Annotated in this window: 20 protein-coding genes; 13 read left to right on the forward strand and 7 right to left on the reverse strand. The window is 73.2% G+C overall.

All coding sequences use genetic code 11. The features are described from left to right. Nucleotides 1–213: 213 nt before the first annotated feature. From IH61_RS0132940 to IH61_RS0132960, 5 genes are all read left to right on the forward strand, one after another. Nucleotides 214–1,668 (forward strand): S8 family peptidase, encoded by a 1,455-nt coding sequence (locus IH61_RS0132940; protein ID WP_234327432.1) that lies wholly within the window; start codon nt 214–216, stop codon nt 1,666–1,668. Between the two features lie 38 nt (nt 1,669–1,706). Next, entirely contained in the window at nt 1,707–1,901 is a 195-nt protein-coding gene (locus IH61_RS0132945; RefSeq protein WP_031076654.1) for a DUF3046 domain-containing protein, read from the forward strand. A 24-nt stretch (nt 1,902–1,925) separates the two neighbouring features. After that, nucleotides 1,926–3,158: an AI-2E family transporter gene (locus IH61_RS0132950; RefSeq protein WP_051838478.1), complete on the forward strand. Its 1,233-nt coding sequence runs from the start codon at nt 1,926–1,928 to the stop codon at nt 3,156–3,158. A 204-nt stretch (nt 3,159–3,362) separates the two neighbouring features. Then, nucleotides 3,363–4,484, forward strand: a complete 1,122-nt coding sequence (recA, locus tag IH61_RS0132955) for a recombinase RecA (protein WP_031076658.1) — start codon at nt 3,363–3,365, stop codon at nt 4,482–4,484. Between the two features lie 4 nt (nt 4,485–4,488). Next, nucleotides 4,489–5,298, forward strand: a complete 810-nt coding sequence (locus tag IH61_RS0132960) for a regulatory protein RecX (RefSeq protein ID WP_420714021.1) — start codon at nt 4,489–4,491, stop codon at nt 5,296–5,298. Nucleotides 5,299–5,373: 75 nt separating this feature from the next. Here IH61_RS0132960 and IH61_RS0132965 read toward each other — a convergent pair whose 3' ends face one another. From IH61_RS0132965 to IH61_RS0132985, 5 genes are all read right to left on the reverse strand, one after another. Continuing rightward, nucleotides 5,374–7,083 carry an FAD-dependent monooxygenase gene (locus tag IH61_RS0132965; RefSeq protein ID WP_031076663.1) on the reverse strand — a complete coding sequence of 570 codons (1,710 nt, stop codon included), beginning with the start codon at nt 7,081–7,083 and terminating at the stop codon, nt 5,374–5,376. Nucleotides 7,084–7,205: 122 nt separating this feature from the next. Further along, on the reverse strand, nt 7,206–8,051 hold the full coding sequence (locus IH61_RS0132970; protein WP_031076665.1) for an amino acid ABC transporter permease: 846 nt from the start codon (nt 8,049–8,051) through the stop codon (nt 7,206–7,208). Next, nucleotides 8,048–8,698: an amino acid ABC transporter permease gene (locus IH61_RS0132975; protein WP_031076667.1), complete on the reverse strand. Its 651-nt coding sequence runs from the start codon at nt 8,696–8,698 to the stop codon at nt 8,048–8,050. Before IH61_RS0132975 ends, IH61_RS0132970 begins: the two co-directional genes overlap by 4 nt. Nucleotides 8,699–8,741: 43 nt before the next feature. Next, on the reverse strand, nt 8,742–9,653 hold the full coding sequence (locus tag IH61_RS0132980) for a glutamate ABC transporter substrate-binding protein (RefSeq protein ID WP_031076669.1): 912 nt from the start codon (nt 9,651–9,653) through the stop codon (nt 8,742–8,744). A gap of 114 nt (nt 9,654–9,767) precedes the next feature. Next, complete coding sequence (locus IH61_RS0132985) at nt 9,768–10,541, reverse strand: amino acid ABC transporter ATP-binding protein (protein WP_031076671.1); 774 nt, start codon at nt 10,539–10,541, stop codon at nt 9,768–9,770. 418 nt (nt 10,542–10,959) lie between these two features. Here IH61_RS0132985 and IH61_RS0132990 point away from each other — a divergent pair, with 418 nt between their 5' ends. After that, nucleotides 10,960–11,706, forward strand: coding sequence for a response regulator transcription factor (locus IH61_RS0132990; protein ID WP_031076672.1), 747 nt, complete (start codon nt 10,960–10,962; stop codon nt 11,704–11,706). A 6-nt stretch (nt 11,707–11,712) separates the two neighbouring features. Then, entirely contained in the window at nt 11,713–13,146 is a 1,434-nt protein-coding gene (locus IH61_RS0132995; RefSeq protein WP_031076674.1) for a sensor histidine kinase, read from the forward strand. Between the two features lie 47 nt (nt 13,147–13,193). Here the strand turns inward: IH61_RS0132995 and IH61_RS0133000 are convergent, their stop codons facing one another. Beyond that, entirely contained in the window at nt 13,194–14,213 is a 1,020-nt protein-coding gene (locus tag IH61_RS0133000) for a TAXI family TRAP transporter solute-binding subunit (protein WP_031076676.1), read from the reverse strand. Nucleotides 14,214–14,309: 96 nt separating this feature from the next. Between IH61_RS0133000 and miaB the strand changes: the two genes are divergently transcribed. Further along, the gene (gene miaB / locus IH61_RS0133005; protein ID WP_267884085.1) at nt 14,310–15,848 is read left to right on the forward strand and encodes a tRNA (N6-isopentenyl adenosine(37)-C2)-methylthiotransferase MiaB; all 1,539 of its coding nucleotides are present in this window, start codon (nt 14,310–14,312) and stop codon (nt 15,846–15,848) included. 74 nt (nt 15,849–15,922) lie between these two features. Continuing rightward, nucleotides 15,923–16,630, forward strand: coding sequence for a class III extradiol dioxygenase subunit B-like domain-containing protein (locus IH61_RS0133010; protein ID WP_031076681.1), 708 nt, complete (start codon nt 15,923–15,925; stop codon nt 16,628–16,630). A 40-nt stretch (nt 16,631–16,670) separates the two neighbouring features. Here the strand turns inward: IH61_RS0133010 and IH61_RS0133015 are convergent, their stop codons facing one another. Then, nucleotides 16,671–16,928, reverse strand: a complete 258-nt coding sequence (locus tag IH61_RS0133015; RefSeq protein WP_031076682.1) for an antitoxin — start codon at nt 16,926–16,928, stop codon at nt 16,671–16,673. Between the two features lie 169 nt (nt 16,929–17,097). Between IH61_RS0133015 and miaA the strand changes: the two genes are divergently transcribed. The 4 genes from miaA (at nt 17,098) to IH61_RS0133035 (ending at nt 22,152) form a co-directional block, all read left to right on the forward strand. Beyond that, entirely contained in the window at nt 17,098–18,033 is a 936-nt protein-coding gene (gene miaA, locus IH61_RS0133020) for a tRNA (adenosine(37)-N6)-dimethylallyltransferase MiaA (RefSeq protein WP_031076684.1), read from the forward strand. A gap of 228 nt (nt 18,034–18,261) precedes the next feature. Further along, nucleotides 18,262–18,774: a hypothetical protein gene (locus tag IH61_RS43450; RefSeq protein WP_051838479.1), complete on the forward strand. Its 513-nt coding sequence runs from the start codon at nt 18,262–18,264 to the stop codon at nt 18,772–18,774. A 30-nt stretch (nt 18,775–18,804) separates the two neighbouring features. Beyond that, a complete protein-coding gene (gene dapF / locus IH61_RS0133030; protein ID WP_051838480.1) occupies nt 18,805–19,737 on the forward strand; it encodes a diaminopimelate epimerase in 933 nt (310 codons plus the stop codon). 192 nt (nt 19,738–19,929) lie between these two features. Next, entirely contained in the window at nt 19,930–22,152 is a 2,223-nt protein-coding gene (locus IH61_RS0133035) for a RelA/SpoT family protein (protein ID WP_063763317.1), read from the forward strand. The last annotated feature ends 174 nt before the right edge of the window (nt 22,153–22,326 follow it).

The raw sequence follows: 22,326 nt of genomic DNA on the forward strand, positions 1-22,326 counted from the left end.
GGTGTGGGGCGCCATGCCCCCATGGTGCCGGGTGGGGCCGACAAGTGGGGTGGGCGCCGGCCGGGTGTAGCCGGGGGAGCGAGTTGGATGATCTGCTCATATGGTGATGATTCGGGCATGTGACCAATCCGTGGCCGGGACCTCACTGGATCGACGAGCGGAGACCGTGCGATGCCGCAGGCGCACCCGTCCGGCAGGCGCATACGCCGCCGTGTGAAGGGGCCCGCGCGGGCGTTGCTGGCGATGCTGCTCACCGCGCTGGTGCTGGGCGGCGCCGTTCCGTACGTGTCGGGGCCCGGGCGGGCGTACCTCAGCTACCTGGTGCTCGGGGAGCGGGTGGACGCGGCGGGGGCCGCCCTGGCGGGGGCCGAGAGCAAGGCGGCGGGCGGGCAGGTCGTCCAGGAGTATCCGCAGATCGGGGCGGTGCTGGCGTACGCGACCGGGGACTTCGCGGAGAAGCTGCGGGGGCGGCCGGGGATCGCGGCGGTCGGGGCCACGCGGACGGCGCCGGTGGTGGGGCCGCCGCGGGGGGTCGCGGGGGCCGGGGACTTCGCCGCGGGGGCCAGTGCCGATGCGCGGGACGAGGGGGTGACGCCGGTGGTGCCCGATCCCGCGCAGGGGGACGGGTGGAACCTGGCGATGGTGGGCGCGGTGAGCGTGTGGGGCGGCGGCGCCACGGGGCCGGCGGTGCGGGCCGGGGGCGCGTCGGTGGAGGCGCTGCGGAAGGTGCTGGTGGCGGTGCTGGACTCGGGGGTGGACGACACCCATCCGGATCTGCGGGCGGCCGTCGACCCCAAGGCGTCGGCGTCCTGCGCGGACGGCCGGCCGGACGCCCGCACCGGGGCCTGGCGGCCCGATCCGGGCGTGGGGGAGAGCGGGCACGGGACGCACGTGGCGGGGATCGTCGGGGCGGCGGGGGACGGACGGGGCGTCAGCGGGGTGGCGCCGGGCGTGCGGATCGGCGCCGTACGGCTGCTGGGGCCGCTCGGGCAGTACTACGCGGAGAACATCGTCTGCGGGATGCTGTGGGCGGCCGACCACGGGGCCAGGGCCGTCAACAACAGCTACTTCGCCGACCCGTGGAAGTACAACTGCCCGCAGGACGCGGACCAGGCGGCGATCACCGCGGCGGTCGGGCGGGCGGTCGACTACGCGCGGCGCAAGGGGGCGGTGGTGGTCGCCTCGGCGGGGAACGACGGGCAGGACCTGGGGGCGGGGCGGACGGACGAGCGGAGCCCCAACGACCGGGTGTCGGGGGCGGCGCGGACGCGGTACCTGGGGGCGGAGTGCATCCGGCTGCCCGGGGAGCTGCCGGGGGTGGTGACGGTGACGGCCGTGAACCGGGACGGGCGCCCGTCGGGGTACTCGAACTTCGGGCGGGGGCACGTGTCGCTGGCGGCCCCCGGGGGTGATCCGGACGGGGGACCCCGGGGGGCGATCGTCTCGGACTGGCCGGGCGGGCAGTACGCGGCGCTGGCGGGGACGTCGATGGCGGCCGCGCACGTGTCCGGGGCGGTGGCGGTGGTGGCGGCCGGCCATCCGGAGTACGGGGCGGACCGGCTGGCGGGGGCGCTGGCGGAGGCGGCCTCGGCGGGGTGCTCGGCGGGGCCCTACGGGTGCGGGGACCGGCGGTACTTCGGGGCGGGGCTGGTGGTCCTGCCCCGCTGAGGGCAGGTGGCGGGAGTGGGGTTCGGGATACTGGGGGGATGAGGCTGACGGAGTTCTGGCGACGGATGTACGCGCACTTCGGCGAGGGGTACGCGGAGTCGTTCGCGAGCGATCACGTGATGAGCGAGCTCGGGGGGCGCACGGTCCGGCAGGCGCTGGAGGCGGGGTGGGAGGCCAAGGACGTGTGGCGGGTGGTGTGCGAGACCCAGGGGGTTTCGGGGCCGTTGCGCTGACGGGGGTTGCGCCAGACTGTTCGGGTGACGAGTAGTACGGAAGAGCGGGAAGGGCCGGCCGAGGCTGCCGGCGAGGAGCGCGGGGGCCGCGCGGGGGCGCTGCGGGGCGGTGGGATGCCGCGATGGCTGCCCCGGGCGATGGTGCTGGCACTGGTGCTGTTCGGGGTGTTCCAACTGGCCAGTTGGGCGTTCCTGCAGCTGACCGACCTGTTCGTGATGCTGCTGGTGGCGTTCTTCCTGTCGCTGGCGCTGGAGCCGGCGGTGGACCGGATGGCGGCGCGGGGGGTGCGGCGGGGCGTCGGGACGTGCCTGGTGTTCATCGCGGTCGGTGTGGCGGTGGCCGGGTTCCTGGCGGCGCTGGGGACGCTGCTGGTCGATCAGGTGGCGAAGATCGCGGGGGACCTGCCGCACCTGGTCGACAACCTGATCGGGTGGATCAACAGGACGTTCCATCAGGACGTGTCGATGGGCGAGCTGCAGAAGAAGCTGCTCAAGGACTCCGGGGCGATCGAGAACTACGCCCAGCAGGCGGCCGACAACGTGTGGGGGCTGTCGTCGACGCTGATCGGCGGGCTGTTCCAGGCGTTCACGGTCGGCCTGTTCACCTTCTACTTCACGGCCGACGGGCCGCGGGTGCGGCGGACCGTGTGCTCGATGCTGCCGCCGGCCAAGCAGGCGGAGGTGCTGCGGGCCTGGGAGATCGCGCTGGCGAAGACCGGCGGGTACCTGTACTCGCGGGCGGTGCTGGCGGTGGTGTCGGCGGCCGGGCACTGGGTGATGTTCGCGCTGATCGACCTGCCGTACGCGGCGGCGCTGGCGATCTGGGTGGGCGTCATGTCGCAGTTCGTGCCGACGATCGGGACGTACCTGGCGGGGGCGCTGCCGGTGCTGGTGGCGCTCACGGTGGAGCCGGTGGACGCGCTGTGGGTGCTGCTGTTCACGGTGGTGTACCAGCAGATCGAGAACTACCTGCTGCACCCGAGGATCACCGCCAGGACGATGGACGTGCACCCGGCGGTGGCGTTCGGGGCGGTCATCGCGGGGGCCGCGCTGCTGGGGGCGGTGGGGGCGCTGATCGCGATCCCGGCGGCGGCGACGCTGCAGGGGTTCGTGGGGACGTACGTGAAGCGGTACGAGGTGGCCAGCGACCCGCGGATCGACCGCGGCGAGCAGCGGCGGGCCCGGCGGGCGCTGCGGCGGGAGGCGAGCCGGCGGCTGCGGCGGATGGTGGGCGGGGACGGGGAGCGGGGGGAGTAGTCGGGGGGAGTGGTCAGGGGGAGTGGTCGGGGCGCGTGGTCGGGGCGCGTGGCGTTCGGGTGATGCTTGAATCGAACAGATGTTCTTTGTACTCTCCGGCGAGGAGTTTTCCACAGGCTGAGGCGGGTGGGGCTCGTTTGTCAGTGGGACGCGCTAGCGTCGAGGACGATGAAGCGCACAGCACAGAACCCGAGGGAAAAGGTCATGGCAGGTACGGACAAGGAGAAGGCCCTAGAGGCCGCACTCGCCCAGATCGAACGGCAATTCGGCAAGGGCTCGGTGATGCGCCTCGGCGAGAGGGCGAACGAGCCGGTCGAGGTGATCTCCACCGGGTCCACCGCGCTGGACGTCGCCCTCGGTGTCGGCGGCATTCCGCGAGGCCGCGTGGTCGAGATCTACGGCCCCGAGTCCTCCGGTAAGACCACGCTGACGCTGCACCTGGCCGCCAACGCCCAGAAGGCCGGCGGCACGGTCGCCTTCGTCGACGCGGAGCACGCGCTCGACCCCGAGTACGCCAAGAAGCTGGGCGTGGACACCGACGCCCTGCTGGTCAGCCAGCCGGACACGGGTGAGCAGGCCCTGGAGATCACCGACATGCTGATCCGCTCCGGCGCGATCGACCTGGTGATCATCGACTCGGTCGCGGCGCTCGTGCCGCGCGCCGAGATCGAGGGTGAGATGGGTGACTCGCACGTCGGTCTGCAGGCCCGTCTGATGAGCCAGGCGCTGCGCAAGATCGCCGGTGCGCTGAACCAGTCGAACACCACCGCCATCTTCATCAACCAGCTGCGCGAGAAGATCGGCGTGATGTTCGGTTCGCCGGAGACCACGACGGGTGGCCGGGCGCTGAAGTTCTACGCCTCGGTCCGTCTGGACATCCGCCGCATCGAGACGCTGAAGGACGGCACGGAGGCGGTCGGTAACCGCACCCGCGTCAAGGTGGTCAAGAACAAGGTCGCCGCGCCGTTCAAGCAGGCCGAGTTCGACATCCTCTACGGCGTGGGCATCAGCCGCGAGGGCGGCCTGATCGACATGGGCGTCGAGCACGGCTTCATCCGCAAGTCGGGCGCCTGGTACACGTACGAGGGCGACCAGCTGGGCCAGGGCAAGGAGAACGCCCGCAACTTCCTGCGGGACAACCCGCAGCTCGCCGACGAGATCGAGCGGAAGATCAAGAGCAAGCTCGGCATCGGCCCGAAGGTGGAGGAGCCGGCCGCCGAGGCTGCCGCGCCGGAGGTCGCCGCCGTCGACGGTGCCGCGAAGCCGATCACCGCGACCGCCACCAAGACGGCCGCGGCGAAGAAGACGGCGGCAGCCAAGGGCTGAGCCGTTGAGGAAGCACGACACGGCGGGCGCCGAGGACGAGTACGGGCCGCCGGACTGGTTCGCCGCGGTGGCGGAGGAGCCCGGTCCGGCGCCCGGGCCGGGCCCGGCGGAGGTGACGGTCGAGGAACTCGGCCTGGTCACCGCCTCCGAGCTGCCCACCGGGCGGCGTCGGAGGCGCTCGGCCTTGGCGGCCGAGCACGCCGAACAGGCGGAGGACGTGGCGGAGGGGGCGGCCGGTCACGGGGGTGCGGCCGCCCCGATGGAGGGCCGGCGCCGGCGCTCGCGCTCGGGGGAGGAACGCGGCGAGGGCCGTACGGCCCGGAAGCGGGCCGAGGAGCCGGAGGATCCGGAGTCCCGGGCGAGGGACATCTGCCTGCGGCTGCTGACGGGCTCCGCCAAGAGCCGCAAGCAGCTCGCGGACGCCCTGCGCAAGAAGGAGATCCCGGAGAACGTCGCCGACGGGGTGCTGACCCGGCTGGAGGAGGTCGGGCTGATCGACGACGCGGCCTTCGCCGCCGCGTGGGTCGAGTCCCGGCACGCCGTACGGGGGCTGTCCCGGCGGGCGCTGGCGCAGGAGCTGCGCACCAAGGGCGTGGACGCGGAGCTGGTCGAGCGGGCCGTGGCCCATCTCGACTACGACGACGAGACGGAGGCCGCCAGGGCGCTGGTCGAGCGCAGGCTGCGGAGCACCCGGGGGCTGGAGACGCAGGTCCGGATGCGGCGGCTGGTCGGGGTGCTGGCGCGGCGCGGCTACTCGGAGGGCCTGGCGTTCCGGGTGGTGCGGGAGGCGCTGGAGGACGAGGGGCGGGAGTAGGACCGGAGGCCGGGCCCGACGGGCCCGGCCTCCGGTCATTCGACTACTCGTCTACCCGACAGTCCGACGACCCGGCTATTCGACCGGTTGGGCGATGGGCTCGGGGGTGGGCTCGGGCGCCGTGGTGAGCGGGGCCGGGCCGCCGCGGGCGCCGTCGGCGAGTGCCAGCAGGTCGTCGGCGGCGGCGCCCTGGGTGGCGCCGACCAGGTGGCCGTCGGGGCGGATCAGCAGGACGGTGTGGGGGCCCGCCTCCGGGTACTCCTCGGTGACCAGGACCTCGGCCGGTACGGGCAGCGCGGCGGCGACCTCGGCGAGGCGGGGCATCAGGCCGGCGCTCAGCCAGTGCTCGGAGGACCAGACGGCGGTGCCGGGGGCGACCAGCAGCAGCAGGAAGGTGGCGCCGAGCCGGGCGTGGAGGTGGTCCGGGGTGCCGTCCGCGGCGAGCACCGGCAGGTCCGGGACGAGGACCCCGGGGGCGGTGGCGGGCAGCAGCTCGCTGAGCGAGGTGGTGCCGCGGGCCCCGCGCTGCACCGGGACGCGGCTCGGCACGCCGGAGGGTGCGGCCGGGTAGGCGGGGGCGCCGCCGAAGCGGCCGGTGCCCAGCTGGCCGTCGGCCAGCAGCGGGGCGTGCTTGCGGAAGCCGCCGACGAGCAGCGAACGGCGGGTCTGCGCCCAGCCGCGCAGGGGGCGCAGCAGCGGCATCGACTGGTCGACGGCGCGCAGCCGGGCGCCGACCGCGCCGCGGCGCTCGGCCTCGTACCCGTCCAGCAGGGAGCCGCCGGGCTGGGGGCCGCCGCTGTGCAGGTGCCAGGCCAGGGAGAGCCGCCAGGCGAGGTTGTCGGCGTCGCGCAGCCCGTCCGCGAGGTTCTGCATGCCGAGGGCGCCGTGCAGGTGGGCGGCGTCGCCGGCGAGGAAGCAGCGGCCGACCCGGAAGCGGGCGGCGAGGCGCTGCTGGGCGGTGTGGTCGGCGGCGGCGAGCAGCTCGTAGCGGGGGAGGTCGCCGCCGCACCAGCCGGTGAGGGTGGAGGTGACCCGGGTGAGCAGGGTGTCGCCGGTGACGATGCCGGGCCAGGTGGCGTGCGGGTCGACCTGTTCGGCGGGGTCGGGGCGGCCGGGGGGCAGGCGCCAGTCGAGGCGCCAGACGCCGTCGGGCAGGGGGCGGGCGGAGGCTTCGCGGTCGCCGCGCCACGGGGGTTCGCGGTGCAGCCGGGCGCCGTCGAAGGGCAGGTCGACGCGGACGGTGGCGACGGCGTTGCGGTCGACGGCCGGGCGGCCGGGGAAGCGGATCTTGAGCAGCTTGCGGACGGCGGATCTGGCGCCGTCGCAGCCCACCAGGTGGCTGCCGCGCCACCAGGTGCTCGCGCCGTCCCGGGTGCCGGTGGTGCGGACGCTGACGCCGTCGCGGTCCTGTTCGAGCTCGACGACCCGGTGCAGCGGGACGAGCCGGATCAGCGGGGTGGCGGTGAGTGCGTCGCGCAGGCCCCGCTGGAGGCGGTGCTGCGGCAGGTGGAAGGTGGGGGAGTCGGTGAGGTCGATCCGCAGCGTCTCCTGGCGGCGGCGCCAGATGGAGAAGGAGTCCCACAGCGCAGAGTCGGAGACCGCCCGGGGGTAGCCGATGCGGGTCAGGAACGCGGTGGAGTCGGCGCCGAGGACGACGCTGCGGGGGCCCTCGGGGCAGAGCCCGGAGCCCTCGTCGAGAATGACGGTCGGCACCTCGTGCCGGGCCAGGGCGAGGGCCAGGGCCAGACCGACCGGTCCGGCCCCGACCACGATCACCGGGTCCATGAGGGAACCTCCGGGCACGAACCGGCCGATCGGCCGGCGTCAGTTACCGCTGCCGCATATGCCGCGTGGATGCTCCCGGGAGGTGTCACGAAGAGCAATGCAACAGATCACCTGCGTGTCCGTCAAGCAGCAGTCGAAGTGCGCCGGTTCGCGCCGCGGCGCCCGCGGCTCTCGATCCAGTTGGCGAGCGCGGTCAGCAGCAGGCACATCGCGATGTAGATCGGGCCGATCACCAGGACCACGGGGATGTAGGGGAAGGCCGCGTACAGCGGCTGGCTGGCGATCGCCTTCCCCACGAACAGCAGCTCGTGGTACGTGATGATGAAGCCGAGCGAGGTGTCCTTGAGGGTGACGACCAGCTGGCCGATCATCGAGGGCAGCATCGAGCGGACGGCCTGCGGCACCAGGATGAAGGTCATGACCTGGGTCTTGCGCATGCCGAGGGCGTATGCCGCCTCACCCTGGCCGCGGGGCACGGCGTTGACGCCACTGCGGATGATCTCGGCCTGGACCGACCCGTTGTAGAGGGTGAGGCCGAGCACCAGCGCCCACATCGGCTCCTTGGCGAAGAACGCGTAGTAGAGCGCGACGATCAGGATCAGCAGGGGCATCGCCCGGAAGAACTGGACGACGGCGGTGCAGGCCCAGCGGACCGGCTTGTGGTCGGAGAGCTGGCCGGCGGCCAGCAGGGCGCCCAGGGCGAGCGAGAACAGCGCGGCCAGGCCGAACGCCTTCAGGGTGGACAGCAGGCCGTCCACGATCCGCTGCTGGATGTTGGTGTACTGGAAGACGTCCCAGAGGTCCGGGTCGAACTGGTTCTTGTCGGCCAGGGTGGCGACGGCGAACCAGATCAGCCCGGCGATGGCGAGCAGCGAGACGATCCCGAACACCCGGTAGCGGGCGCGGGCCCGGGGACCGGGGGCGTCGTAGAGGACACTCGCGGTCGCGGAGCGGTTGAGGAGACTCATCGGGCCACCGCCAGTCGGGATTCCAGGAAGCGGAACAGCGAAGCGATCGTGGCGCTGATGAGCAGGTAGGCGCAGGCCACCCAGAAGAAGATCGCGAAGATCGAGTAGCCCTTCTCGGAGAACGCCTGCTGGGCGCTGTACAGCTCGCTGACGCTGAAGGCGCCGGCGATCGCGGAGTTCCTCGGCAGGGCGATGAACACGCTGCTCATCGGGCCCAGGACGGTGCGACCGGCCTGCGGCAGCACGATGTGGAAGAGGGTCTGGCCGAAGCCCATCCCCAGGCTCCGGGCGGCCTCGGCCTGGCCCAGCGGCACGGTGTTGATGCCCGAGCGGATCACCTCGCAGACGAACGAGGCGGTGTACCCGCCGAGCGCCAGCGTGGCGAGGGTCAGGTAGCTCAGGCTCGCGCCGAGCCTGGGCAGGCCGAAGACCGCGGCGAAGAACAGGATGGTCAGCGGGGTGTTGCGGAAGACCGTGACCCAGGCGGTCCCGAATCCGCGCAGGATCGGGACGGGGGAGACTCGGAAGGCCGCCAGCAGGGTGCCCAGCAGCAGGGCGAGCAGCGCGCTGAGCGCGCTCAGCTCGATCGTCTGCAGGAAGCCGTCGCGGAACAACGAGAAGTTGTCGTCCTCGAACAGGAAACCCATTCGGCGGCCCTCCTCTCAGGAGATTGTCGGAACGTGCGGTGGATCAGTAACGGTCGATGGTCGGCAGGGTGGCCGGCGCCGGGGAGCCGGAGAGGCCGAGCGTCGCGTCGTACGCCTTCTTCCAGTCGCCGTTGTCCTGGTGGGCCTTGATGGCGTCGTTGATCGCGTCGCGCAGGTTCTTGTCGTCCTTGTTCAGACCGACGCCGTACTTCTCCTCGGTGAACGGCTTGCCGACGACCTTGAGCTGGCCCTTGAACTTGGAGGCGTAGCCCTTGAGGATCGCGTCGTCCGTGGTGACGGCGTCGACCTCACCGGTCGTCAGCTTGTCCACGCAGGCCGAGTAGGTGTCGAACTGGGTGACCTTGGCGTTGTACTTCTGGATGTTCTTGATCGAGGTCGAGCCGGTGGCGGTGCAGATGTTCTTGCCCGCGATGCTGTCCGGGCCGGTGATCGAGGTGTTGTCGGCCTTCACCAGCAGGTCCTGGCCGGCGATGTAGTACGGGCCCGCGAAGGAGACCGTCTTCTTGCGCTCGTCGTTGATGCTGTAGGTGCCGACGTAGAAGTCGATCTGGCCCTTGGAGATGGCCGGCTCGCGCTGCGAGGAGACCAGGGTCGACCACTTGATCTGCTGCGGGGTGAAGCCGAGGTCCGCGGCGATCATCTTGGCGATCTCGATGTCGAAGCCGCTGCGGTCGCCGCTGCCGGGCTCCTCGAAGCCGAGGAAGGGCTGGTCGGCCTTGGCGCCGATGATCAGCTGGCCGCGCTTCTTCGCCTCGGCGAGGGCCGGGGAGTCGATCTTGACGTCGGTCTTGACGGCGTAGCTCGGCGCCTTGGGGGCGTTGCTGGCCGAGGCCGCGTTGTCGGAGGCGCCGGGGGTGCCGTCCTTGCCGCAGGCGGCGGTGGCGGTGAGCGCGACGGCGCAGAGCGCGACGGCGAGGGTGCGGGAAGCCTTCATGAGGGTCGTTCTCCTGGGGCCGGGCCACGGCGTCAACCGGGCTCTGACGTCTGGGGGTTGTGCGCGGGCGGGGCCGGCCTCGTTGCCGGGCCGGCTCCGCAGGGGCTCGAAGCGTCAGTGGTGGAGGATCTTCGAGAGGAAGTCCTTCGCACGGTCGGAACGCGGCGCGGTGAAGAAGGCGTCCGGGGTGTTCTGCTCGACGATCTTCCCGTCGGCCATGAACAGGACCCGGTTGGCGGCGGAGCGGGCGAAGCCCATCTCGTGGGTGACGACGACCATCGTCATGCCGTCGGCGGCCAGCTGGCGCATGACCTCCAGCACCTCGTTGACCATCTCCGGGTCGAGCGCCGAGGTCGGCTCGTCGAAGAGCATGACCTTGGGCTTCATCGCCAGCGCCCGGGCGATCGCCACGCGCTGCTGCTGGCCGCCGGAGAGCTGGGCCGGGTACTTGTCCGCCTGCGCGCCGACGCCGACGCGCTCCAGCAGCTCCCGCGCCGTCTTCACGGCCGCGGCCCTGGCGACCTTGCGCACCTTGACCTGGCCGATGACGACGTTCTCCAGCACGGTCTTGTGCGCGAAGAGGTTGAAGCTCTGGAACACCATGCCCACCTCGGTGCGCAGGCGGGCCAGTTCCCGGCCCTCCTCGGGCAGCGGGCTGCCGTCGATGGAGATGCGGCCGGAGTCGATCGTCTCCAGCCGGTTGATCGTCCGGCAGAGCGTGGACTTGCCCGACCCGGACGGACCGATCAGCACCACGACCTCGCCCTGGGTGATCTCCAGGTTGATGTCCTGGAGCACGTGCAGTGCGCCGTAGTGCTTGTTGACGTTGTCCATCACGACCAGGGGGCGGGCCGCGGGGGTGGAGTCCTCGATGGGGCTCTCGGTCATCGCGCCTGCTCCCTCAAAGTCGGTCATGCCACCAGGAAAGCCTCAACTCCCTTGGGTGGCAATGGTGGTACGTGGATCGGGGGCCGCGACCGGCGGAGCCGCAGCCCCCGGTGGGCCGACCTTAGGAGGCGTGACTGTGCCCAGTCAGCCGATCTGAGCGGAACTTGAGGATCACGAAACGGCCACATGGCCTGCGCGCGTCGTTCGTGAGGCCGCCGATCGGGCATGTCACAGCGGGCGGCCGCACCGGAGCTCACCGCTCCCCACGGGTCCGGTGCGCGGCCGTGCCTGGCGTCGGGCCGTCCTCTGGCTCATACTGCGCAGGGCCGGGACCGACCGAACGGTCCAGTGATCACGGCTGGTCTCGGCCGATCACGGAAGATCACGGAAGATCTCGTGGGGAGAGGAGGAGAACGGAATGCGACTGCTGCTCGTCGAGGACGACGAACGCGTGGCCGCCGCACTGGTCGCGGTGCTCGGGCGGCACGGCTTCCAGGTCCGGCACGCGCGCAGCGGGCACGAGGCGCTCGACGCGCTGGTGCCCGACGGCAACGACCCGTACCGGGTGGTGCTGCTCGACCTCGGGCTGCCCGACCGGGACGGCTTCGAGGTGTGCAGCCGGATCAGGGCCGGCAGCGGCGTGCCCGTGATCATGGTCACCGCCCGCGCCGACATCCGCTCCCGCATCCACGGGCTCAACCTGGGCGCCGACGACTACGTCACCAAGCCGTACGACATGGGCGAGCTCCTCGCCCGCATCCACGCGGTCGCCCGCCGCGGAGCCGGCCCCTCCGCCGCCTCGGTGCCCGCGCTCGACGCCGTGCCGCAGCAGCGCGGCCCGCTGGAGTCGCGCGGCATCCGCATCGACCGGGAACGCCGCCGGGTCAGCGTCGACGGCCGCGACGTGCCGCTCACCCGCAAGGAGTTCGACCTGCTGGCCCTGCTCGCGCAGAGCCCCGGCGTGGTCTACCGGCGCGAGCAGATCTTCAGCGAGGTCTGGCGCAGCGGCTGGGAGGGCAACGGGCGCACCCTGGAGGTGCACATCGGCTCGCTGCGCAACAAGCTGGCGCTGCCCGGGCTCGTCGAGGCCGTGCGCGGCGTCGGCTACCGGCTGATCCCCGAGTCCCCGGCGCCCGCCGCCGGGCAGCAGCCCCCGGAGCACTGACCGCACGTGCGCACCCGCCTGCTCGGCATTCTGATCGCCCTCATGCTGTGCGTGCTGGCCGCCCTGGGCCTGCCGCTGGCGGCGGCGGTGGCGGCGGCCGAGCAGTCCCGGGTGGTCGTCGACCGGCTCGACGACGCCGCCCGCTTCGCCCAGGACCTGCCCACCTCGGGCGCCGTCTCCGTGGACGCCGCCCGCAAGGGCGAGACCGAGGCCGCCCCCGGTGACCTCAGCCGCAAGCACGCGATCGACGCCGAGGTCCGCCGCTACTTCGACCTGTACGGCGTGCGCCTGGGCATCTTCCAGCGCGACGGCTCGCCGATCTCCGTCGCCCCCGGCGAGTGGCGGGTGCCCGCCGGCGGCTGGGGCGCCCAGGCATTCCAGGAGGCGCTGGACGGGCGGCGCAGCCACAACCCGCCGCAGGTCTGGCCGTGGACCCCGGACCGCACGATCACCGTGGCCACCCCGGTGGTGCGCGACGGCGACGTGGTCGCGGTGGTGCTCAGCGAGTCCCCGACCGGGGCGCTGCGCACCCGGGTCCTCCACCAGTGGCTGGTGATCGCGGGAGGCGAGGCGGCCGCGATGATCGTCGCCGTGCTGCTGGCCGTCCGGCTCACCGAGTGGGTGCTGCGCCCGGTGCGCACCCTGGACCGGGCCACCCACGACATCGCCACCGGCCGGATGAACGCCCGCGTCGCCCCCGGCGGAGGGCCGCCCGAACTCCAGCGGCTGGCACGGTCGTTCAACGAGATGGCGGACCACGTGGTGCTCGCCATGGACCAGCAGAAGGCGTTCGTCGCGGACGCCTCGCACCAGCTGCGCAACCCCCTGGCCGCCCTGCTGCTGCGCGTCGAGCTGCTCGGCCTGGAACTGCCCGAGGGCCACGAGGAGGAGCTCGGCGGCGTACGGGAGGAGGGCGTGCGGCTGGCCCGGGTGCTGGACGACCTGCTCGGCCTGGCCACCGCCGAGCACTCCCGGCCCGAGCCCGAGCAGACCGACCTCGCCCAGCTCGCCCTGGCCCGCGCGGACGCCTGGCGGCCGGTGGCCGATCAGCGCGGCCTGGAACTGCGCTGGGACGGCCCGGCGCTGGCCGTCGGCATGGCCGACCCGATCGGCTTCGGCTCCGCGCTGGACGCCGTCCTCGACAACGCGCTCAAGTTCAGCCCGCCCGGCAGCCAGGTGCGGCTGCGGGTCGCGGTGCGCCGCGGCGAGGTCGCGGTGACGGTCAGCGACGCCGGGCCGGGCCTCACCGAGGACGAGCTGACCCGGGCCGGCGACCGGTTCTGGCGCAGCCCGCGCCACCAGAACGTGGATGGCTCGGGGCTGGGCCTGTCCATCGCCCGCACCCTGCTGACGGCCGGCGGCGGCTCGCTCTCCTTCGCCCCGGTCAAGCCGACCGGGCTGGCCGTGACGCTGACGGTGCCCCGGCCGGAGGCACGCTAGGGCTCCGAGGGCTGCCAGGCCCAGGGCTCCCAGGGCTCCCAGGGCTTCTAGGGCTTCACGGACCGGTAGTAGCGGGACGCGCCGGTGTGCAGGGGGAGCGGGTCGGTGTAGACGGCGGTGCGCAGGTCGACGAGCTGGGCGGCATGGACCTTGGAGCCGATCTGGTCGCGGCTGTCGATCACGGCCTTGGTCATGCCCTCGACCAGGTCGTCGCCGACGTCGGCCCTGGTGATCAGCAGGTTGGGCACGGCCACGGTGGCGACGGCGTCCGAGGGCTGGGCGTCCGGGTAGGTGCCCTTGGGCATGGTGGCCGCGCGGTAGGCGTCGGTGCCGCCGCCCTCGGCCCGGTGCAGGGCCTCGGCGAGGTCGCTCAGCGGCACGACCCTGATCGCCATGCGGGCGGAGAGGTCGGTGAGGGCACTGGTCGGCAGGCCCCCGGACCAGAAGAACGCGTCCAGTTCGCCGTCGCGCAGCTTCTGCGCGGCCTCGACGATCCCGGTGGGCGCCGGCGTTATGTCGCGGTCCGGGTCCAGCCCGGCCGCCGCCAGCAGCCGCTTGGTCACCAGGTTCACCCCGGACTGGCGCAGGCCCACCCCGACCCGCTTGCCCTTGAGGTCGGCCGTGCGGTGCACGGCGGAGTCGGCCGGGACGATCAGCTGCAGGTAGTCGTCGTACAGCCGGGCGATGGCCCGCAGCTTGCCCTTGTCCGGGCCCTGGTAGTCGGCCACGGCGTCGGCGGTGGCGATCGCGAAGTCGTCCTTGCCGCTGATCACCCGCTCCAGGTTCTCGACCGAGCCCGCGGTGCCGTCCAGGGCCAGTCTCACCCCCGGCATCGCCCGGGTGACGTGCTCCTGGAGCATCTGCCCGTACCGGTCGTAGACGCCGCTGGGCACCCCGGTGGCGAAGCGGACCTCGCCGCGGGGGCCGCGCGGGGACCCGCCGGCCGACAGGTACCAGCCGCCCAGGCCGGCCAGCAGCAGGGCCATGACCAGCACCGTCCGCCACAGCCGGCTGCGCGCGGCCGTGCGGGCGGCGGCGCCGAGACGGGACGGGAGGGTGGGGGCCATGCAGGGATACTGCCAGGCACTTCCGCCGAACGGGAGGGGGAGCGCTTGTGCGACGGGCCGGGAAAACCGCTTCGCGGGTGCCCGTACCCTGGTCTGGTGAGCGGTGAGAGCGGATTGAAGAGCTACAAGGTCGTCACGCACGGCTGCCAGATGAACGTCCACGACTCCGAGCGGCTGTCCGGCCTGCTCGAGGAGGCGGGCTACGTCAAGGCCGGTGCCGAGGGCGACCCGGACCTGGTGGTGTTCAACACCTGCGCGGTGCGGGAGAACGCCGACAACAAGCTGTACGGCAACCTCGGGCAGCTCGCGCCGGCCAAGACCCGCAACAAGGGCATGCAGATCGCCGTCGGCGGCTGCCTGGCGCAGAAGGACCGCGAGAGCATCGTCGCGCGGGCCCCCTGGGTCGACGTGGTGTTCGGCACCCACAACATCGGCCACCTGCCGGCCCTGCTGGAGCGGGCCGCGGTCGAGCGCAAGGCCCAGGTCGAGATCCTGGAGTCGCTGGAGACCTTCCCCTCCACCCTGCCGACCCGCCGCGAATCCGCCTACGCCGCCTGGGTCGCCATCTCGGTCGGCTGCAACAACACCTGCACCTTCTGCATCGTCCCCGCCCTGCGCGGCAAGGAGGAGGACCGCCGCCCCGGCGACGTTCTCGCCGAGGTCGAGGCGCTCGTCGCCGAGGGCGTCATCGAGGTGACCCTGCTCGGCCAGAACGTCAACGCGTACGGCTCCGACCTGGGCGACCGCGAAGCCTTCTCCAAGCTGCTGCGCGCCGCCGGGCAGATCGAGGGCCTGGAGCGCATCCGCTTCACCTCGCCGCACCCGCGCGACTTCACCGACGACGTGATCGCCGCGATGGCCGAGACCCCGAACGTGATGCACCAGCTGCACATGCCGCTGCAGTCCGGCTCCGACCGCGTGCTGAAGGCGATGCGCCGCTCGTACCGGCAGGAGCGTTTCCTCGGGATCATCCGCAAGGTCCGCGAGGCGATGCCGGACGCCGCGATCTCCACCGACATCATCGTCGGCTTCCCCGGCGAGACCGAGGAGGACTTCGAGGAGACGATGCACACCGTCCGCGAGGCCCGCTTCACCAACGCCTTCACCTTCCAGTACTCCAAGCGGCCCGGGACCCCGGCGGCCGAGATGGAGGACCAGGTGCCCAAGGAAGTCGTCCAGGCCCGCTACGACCGGCTGATCGCGCTCCAGGAGGAGATCTCCTGGGACGAGAACAAGAAGCAGGTCGGCCGGACGCTGGAGGTCCTGGTCGCCGAGGGCGAGGGCAAGAAGGACGACCGGACGCAGCGGCTCTCCGGGCGCGCGCCCGACAACCGGCTGGTGCACTTCAACCCGAGGCTTCGAGGGGTGAACGACGAGCACAGCACGAAGCCGGAGGAGCCGGTGCGGCCGGGCGACATCGTGACCGTCGAGATCACCTACGCCGCCCCGCACCACCTGCTCGCCGAGGGCCCGGCGCTCGCGGTGCGCCGCACCCGGGCGGGCGACGCCTGGGAGAAGCGGCAGGCGCAGCCGGCGGCCAAGCCGGCCGGGGTGATGCTCGGGCTGCCGAAGCTCGGCGTTCCGGCCGAGCTGCCGCTGGCCGCTCCGGCGGGCGGGGCCTGCTGCGGGGACTGACCGCTGTTCCGGGCGGCCCGACAGGAGTTTCCACTCCTGCCGGGCCGTTCGGCTTCCCGGATAGAGTGATCCACATGCTGGTAGCCGCCGCCGTGTGCCCCTGTCCGCCGCTGCTCGTCCCCGAGGTCGCCGCCGGTGCGGCGCCGGAGCTGGACGAGCTGCGCGCCGCCTGTGACGAGGCGCTGGCGGCGCTGGTCGCGGCGGGGCCCGAGCTGCTCGTGGTGGTCGGCGCCGGGCCGGAGGCCGAGGTGTGGACCGAGGGCGGGGCCGGGTCGTTCCAGCGGTACGGGGTGCCGCTGGTCGCCAAGCTGCCGGGCGGGCGGGTCGAGGGGCCGGAGCTGGCGCCCTCGCTGACCGTGGGCGCGTGGCTGCTGGAACGCGCCGGGGTGGACCTGCCGACGCACGCCTGTGCGGTGCCCGCGGACGCCCCCGCCGACCGGATGCTGGGCCTCGGCCAGGGCCTGGCCGGGCTCGCCGACCGGGTGGGCCTGCTGGTGATGGGCGACGGCAGCGCCTGCCGCACGCTGAAGGCGCCCGGGTACCTGGACGAGCGGGCCGAGGGCTTCGACGCCGCCCTGGCCGCCGCGCTGGGCTCGGCCGACGTGGCGGCCCTGGCCGCGCTGGACGCCGCCCTGGCCGCCGAGCTCAAGGCCGAGGGCCGGGCACCCTGGCAGGTCCTGGCCGGCGCCGCGCAGGGCGCCGGCCTCACGGCCCGGCTCGGTTACCAGGACGCGCCGTACGGCGTCGGGTACCTCGTGGCGTCCTGGTCCCAGGCGTCCTAAGCGTCCTGGAGACCCTGGGCGTCCTGGGGGTCTTCGCAGGTCAGGGCTGCGGCGGGGTCGGGCCCTCGCCGCCGGGCTGCCCGGGCTCGGGCTTGTGGGCGAAGTCGTCCACCGCGCCCTTGGCCTTGCTGGCGCCGTGCTCGATCTTGTCGCTGTACTTGCCCTTGGTCGCCTTGTCGATCGCGCCGCCGGCCTTGTCGACCATGCTGTCGATCTGCTCGTGGTGCTTGCCCGCGAGCTCGCTGGCCTTCTCCTTGAGCTCCTCGGCCTTGCCCTTGAGGTTGTCCATCAGACCCATGGCGATCTCACCCTTCCTCGGCTGTCTTCCTGCACAACGTCCGGGACGGGCAAAGAGTTCGCAAAGGAGGCCCGGCGGCGCAGTGGAGGAGACAGTCATATCGTCGCGCAGGTCGGGCCCGGCGGCAGCCCGGTCTCCGGTGCCGGGCCGGTTTTGGGAGACTGGAGCGGTGAGCAGCTCCCGTGTGATCAGCATCGTCGGCGCGACCGCCGCCGGAAAGTCCGACCTGGCCGTCGCCCTCGCCCGCAGTCTCGACGGCGAGGTGATCAACACCGACTCGATGCAGCTCTACCGGGGCATGGACATCGGCACCGCCAAGCTCACCACGGCCGAGCGCGGGGGAGTGCCGCACCACCTGCTGGACGTCTGGGACGTCACCGAGGCCGCCAGTGTCGCCGAGTACCAGCGGCTGGCCCGCGCCGAGATCGACCGGCTGCTCGCCGCCGGGCGCACGCCCGTCCTGGTCGGCGGCTCCGGGCTGTACGTGCGGGCGGCGATCGACGAGATGGAGTTCCCCGGCACCGACCCGGCCGTGCGGGCCCGGCTGGAGGCCGAGCTGGAGCAGGTCGGCCCGTACGCGTTGCACCGGCGGCTGGCCGAGCTGGACCCGGCGGCCGGGGAGGCGATCCTGACGAGCAACGGGCGGCGGATCGTGCGGGCGCTGGAGGTCATGGAGATCACCGGGCAGCCGTTCACCGCCAACCTGCCGAGCAACACCGCCGTGTACGAGGCGGTGCAGATCGGCGTCGCCGTGCCGCGCCCCGAACTGGACGAGCGGATCACGCTGCGCGTGGACCGGATGTGGGAGGCCGGGCTGCTGGACGAGGTGCGGGCGCTGGAGGAGGTCGGCCTGCGGGAGGGGCGGACCGCCTCCCGGGCGCTCGGCTACCAGCAGGTGCTGGCGCACTTCGCCGGGGAGTGCACCGAGGAGGAGGCGAGGGCCGAAACCGTACGGGCCACCAAGCGGTTCGCGCGCCGCCAGGAGTCCTGGTTCCGCCGCGACGACCGGATCACCTGGCTCTCCCGCCCGGCCGGCACCGACCCCGTCGAGCTGCTGGAACGTTCCCTCGAACTGATTGGCCGTCAGGAAGTTCCGGCCGTCTGACACGGGTTTCGGCCAATTCGGCGGTGCACCTGCGCGCGCAGCCGACCGTGCAGGACGAACCGGGGGTCACGGCCCGATCACGTGATGGCCACGGATCACCCGACGACCCCGATCCGGACCGGGCCGCACCTCTGGACATGCCATCATCGATGCCGTAGGGGTCGGCCCGGGCGGGCCGACCGGGCCAGGCCGCGAGTCCGCTCGTGTCGAACTGTCAGGGGAGGCCGTGTGTCGACGGGTACCGGCCCCGAACCCGGCCAGCGCGGGAGCGTCACCGCCGCGGCGGAGGAGTTCGACGAGTCGACCATGGGCGATCTCCCCGTGCTGACGGGCCTCGAAGTGCCCACCTCGTACGCGACCGCGGTGCCCGCCCTGGACACCCGCACCCCGCCGAACGCCGCCGTGCACGAGCGGGAGATCCGGCCGCGCCGCCGCCTGCGCTGGTGGCAGATCCTGCCGATCGCGCTGCTCGGCATCCTCGGCTCCCTGATGTTCGCCTTCCCGCTCGCCTTCGGCTCGGCCGGGGCGCGCGCCACCATGGTCGGGATGCTCGGGCTGCTGCTCACCGCCGCCTCGGTCGGCTGGGGCGCGATGGCCGCCCGGCACGCCGGCTACAAGTGGCCGGGCCTGCCGCGCCGCGGCTCGGGGCAGCGGGCGGGGTGGAAGGCGATCGTGGTCTACACCCTCGTCGCGCTGGCCGCCTCGGTGCTCGCCGTCTGGCGGGTGGCCTACCTCCGGTAGGGGGCCGGGAGCGTCAGTACTATCGGGAGGGTGAGCGCATCCTCCTTTCCGCAGTCCGGCTCCTTCCCGCAGGCGGGTCTCCCCTTCTTCAAGGGGCACGGCACCCAGAACGACTTCGTGATCGTCCCGGACCCGGACGGGCTGCTCGACCTCGGGCCGCAGGCCGTCGCCGCGCTGTGCGACCGGCGGGCCGGGATCGGGGCGGACGGGCTGCTGCGCGTGGTGCGGGCGGCCAACGACCCGGCCGCGAAGGACCAGGCCGACCGGGCCGAGTGGTTCATGGACTACCGCAACGCGGACGGCAGCATCGCCGAGATGTGCGGCAACGGCGTGCGGGTCTTCGCCCGGTTCCTGATCGAGGCGGGCCTGGCCGAGCCCGGGGAGCTGGCGATCGCCACCCGCGCCGGGGTGCGCACCGCCCGGATCGCCGAGGACGGGCCGGACGGCACCCCCGGCGACGTCACCGTCGGCATGGGCCACGCCCGGCTGCCGGGCGGCTCGGACGGCATCGAGGTGGCCGTGGGCGAGCACCGCTGGCCGGCCCTGAACGTCAACATGGGCAACCCGCACGCCGTCGCCTTCGTCGAGAGCCTGGACCACGCGGGCAACCTGTACGACGCGCCGCTCACCAGCCCCGAGGGCGCCTACCCCGAGGGCGTCAACGTCGAGTTCGTGGTGGACCGGGGCCCGCGTCACGTCGCCATGCGGGTGCACGAGCGCGGCTCCGGCGAGACCCTCTCCTGCGGGACGGGCGCCTGCGCCGTCGCCGTGGCGGCCATCCGCCGGGACGGCGCGGACCCGGCCGTGACCGGGGAGGCCGCCTCGTACACCGTGGACCTGCCCGGCGGCCGGCTGGTCATCACCGAGCACCCGGACGGGCTCGTGGAGATGACGGGCCCGGCCGTGATCGTGGCCGAGGGGCGGCTGGACGAGCGCTGGTGGGAGTCGGTCACCAAGGGCTGACGGCCCGTTTTGCCCACTTCGATCGGTGACGAATCCCCCCGTTCGGGTGATACCGGTCGCGGAGGGGAAGCAGGGCGACGCGGAACGTGTTCTGCTCGGTAGCATGGACCACCGGGTGATCACCCCTCGGGGGAGGGGTGACACGACCGGCCCCCACGAGGGGCAGCGCCCGGCGAGCTGCCGGAGGTGCCGATGACCATCGAAGCCGGGCAGTCCCTTACGGGGCAGCCGACGACCGCACGGCAAGCCGGGGCCCGACGGCCCCTCGGAGAGCTGGGCCTGGCCGCCCTGGGAAGGGCCGGCCGGGCCGCCCTGCTCGCCACCGGCCGCCAGCCCGTGCCGGACGCGCTCGAACCACTGGTGCGCGTCCACCGCGAGCACCACCCGCAGGCCGACCTCGCGCTGCTCGCCCGCGCCTACCGGCTGGCCGAGGCCAGCCACCGCGGCCAGAAGCGCAAGAGCGGCGAGCCGTACATCACCCACCCGCTGGCCGTCACCATGATCCTGGCCCAACTCGGCGCCGGGACGACCACCTTGGTCGCCTCGCTGCTCCACGACACCGTCGAGGACACCGAGTTGACGCTCGACCAGGTGAGCGCCGGGTTCGGCCCCGAAGTCGCCTATCTGGTCGACGGGGTGACGAAGCTGGAGAAGGTCGACTTCGGCGCCGCCGCCGAGGCCGAGACCTTCCGCAAGATGCTCGTCGCCACCGGCGACGACGTCCGGGTCATGGTGATCAAGCTCGCCGACCGGCTGCACAACATGCGCACCATCCGGCACATGAAGCCGGCCAGCCAGGTGCGGATCGCCAAGGTCACCCGGGACGTACTGATCCCGCTGGCCGAGCGGCTCGGCATCCAGGTGCTCAAGGCAGAGCTGGAGGACATCGTCTTCGCCACCCTGCACCCCGAGGAGCACGCCCGCACCCGCGCCCTGATGGCCGGTCACGAGGACGAGCCGGACGCCCTGCTGGAACCCTTCGCCCGGCAGCTCGCCCGGCAGCTGGCCGAGGCGGGCATCGCCTCCGAGGTCACCGTCCGGCCCCGGCACTGCGTCTCGCTGCACCGGGTGCTGCTCAGGCGGTCCGCCGCGCCCGGCCGCGACGGGCGGCCGCAGGGCCCGCAGCCCGCCGACTTCGGGCGGCTGCTGGTCGTCGTCGAGGAGAACGCCGACTGCTACGCCGTGCTCGGTGAGCTGCACACCTGCTGGACGCCGCTGCCCGGGGAGTTCAAGGACTTCGTCGCCGCGCCCAAGTTCAACCTCTACCAGTCCCTGCACACCGCCGTGGCACTGGAGCGCGGGGCCGTCGTCGAGGTGCTGGTGCGCACCCGGCGGATGCACGAGGTCGCCCAGACCGGGGTGGTCGCGCTCGGCGACCCGACGCCCGCCGCCGCCGCGCCCGTCACCGACGAGCTGGACCGCACCGACCCGGCCAGGCCCGGCTGGCTCAGCCGGCTGCTGGAGTGGCAGCAGGACACCCCCGACCCGGACGCCTTCTGGTCCGCGCTCACCGCCGACCTGGCCGGCGACCGCGAGATCACCGTGGTGACGGAGAGCGGCGAAACGCTTCAGCTGAGGGCCGGAGCCACCTGTGTGGACGCGGCCTACCTGCTCGGCGAGGAGACCGGCCACCGATGTATCGGCGCCCGCGTCAACGGCCGGCTCACCGCGCTGTCCACCGCGCTGCGCGACGGCGACGTGCTGGCCGTCCTCACCGAGGCCCCCACCGCCGGGGGCGCCCAGCCCTCCGGGCCCTCCCCGCAGTGGCTGGAGTTCGCCCGCACCCCCGCCGCCCGGCTGGCCATCGAGCGCTGGCTCGCCGACCACCCGGCCGGCCCTCCGGTGGTGCGCACCGGGCCCTCCGGAGCCTCCGCCGCCGTTGAGCAGCCCGCGGTGGAGCAGCCCGCCGCCGGGCGCCGCTCCGCACCCGTCACCGTCACCGGCCGCCCCGGAGCGCCCGTACGGCTGGCGCGCTGCTGCACGCCCGTACCGCCCGACCAGGTGACCGGCTACCCGATCCGCGGCGGCGCCGTCGCCGTGCACCGCACCGGCTGCCCGGCCGGGGAGCGGATGCGGGCGGACGGCCGGGCCGAGCTGGAGGTGCGCTGGAAGCCGCAGGACGCCCCGGTGGCCGGCCACCGCGTCACCCTGGACGCCGAGGCGCTCAACCGGCCCCGGCTGCTCGCCGACCTCACGGCGGCGATCTCCGCCGAGGGCGTGGGCATCGTCTCGGCCGAGGTCGAGCCGCCGCAGCAGCTGCGGGTGCGCCACCGCTACACCGTGGAACTGCCCGAGCCGGGGGCCCTGCCGGGACTGATGCGGGCGATGCTGCGGGTCTCCGGGGTGTACGACGTGAGCCGCCCGCAGGCCCTGGCGGGAGGCGGGACGGGACGACCCGGGGCGAAAAAGGGGTGACCGGTCCGCTACGGACGTGCGACCATCGTGGGGAATTCACGGCCGGTCCGCGGCGTTCTCAGGGCACAGGAGCCCGGGGGAACCCGCGTCCCCCAGGGGTAGCTCACCTCTCACCCGGACGGTAGCCGGGGCCACGGCTGGGCACACTCCCGTACGGGGCCGTACCGACGGCCC

The sequence above is a fragment of the Streptomyces sp. NRRL WC-3742 genome, from assembly GCF_000720635.1.
Classification (GTDB): Bacteria; Actinomycetota; Actinomycetes; order Streptomycetales; family Streptomycetaceae; genus Kitasatospora.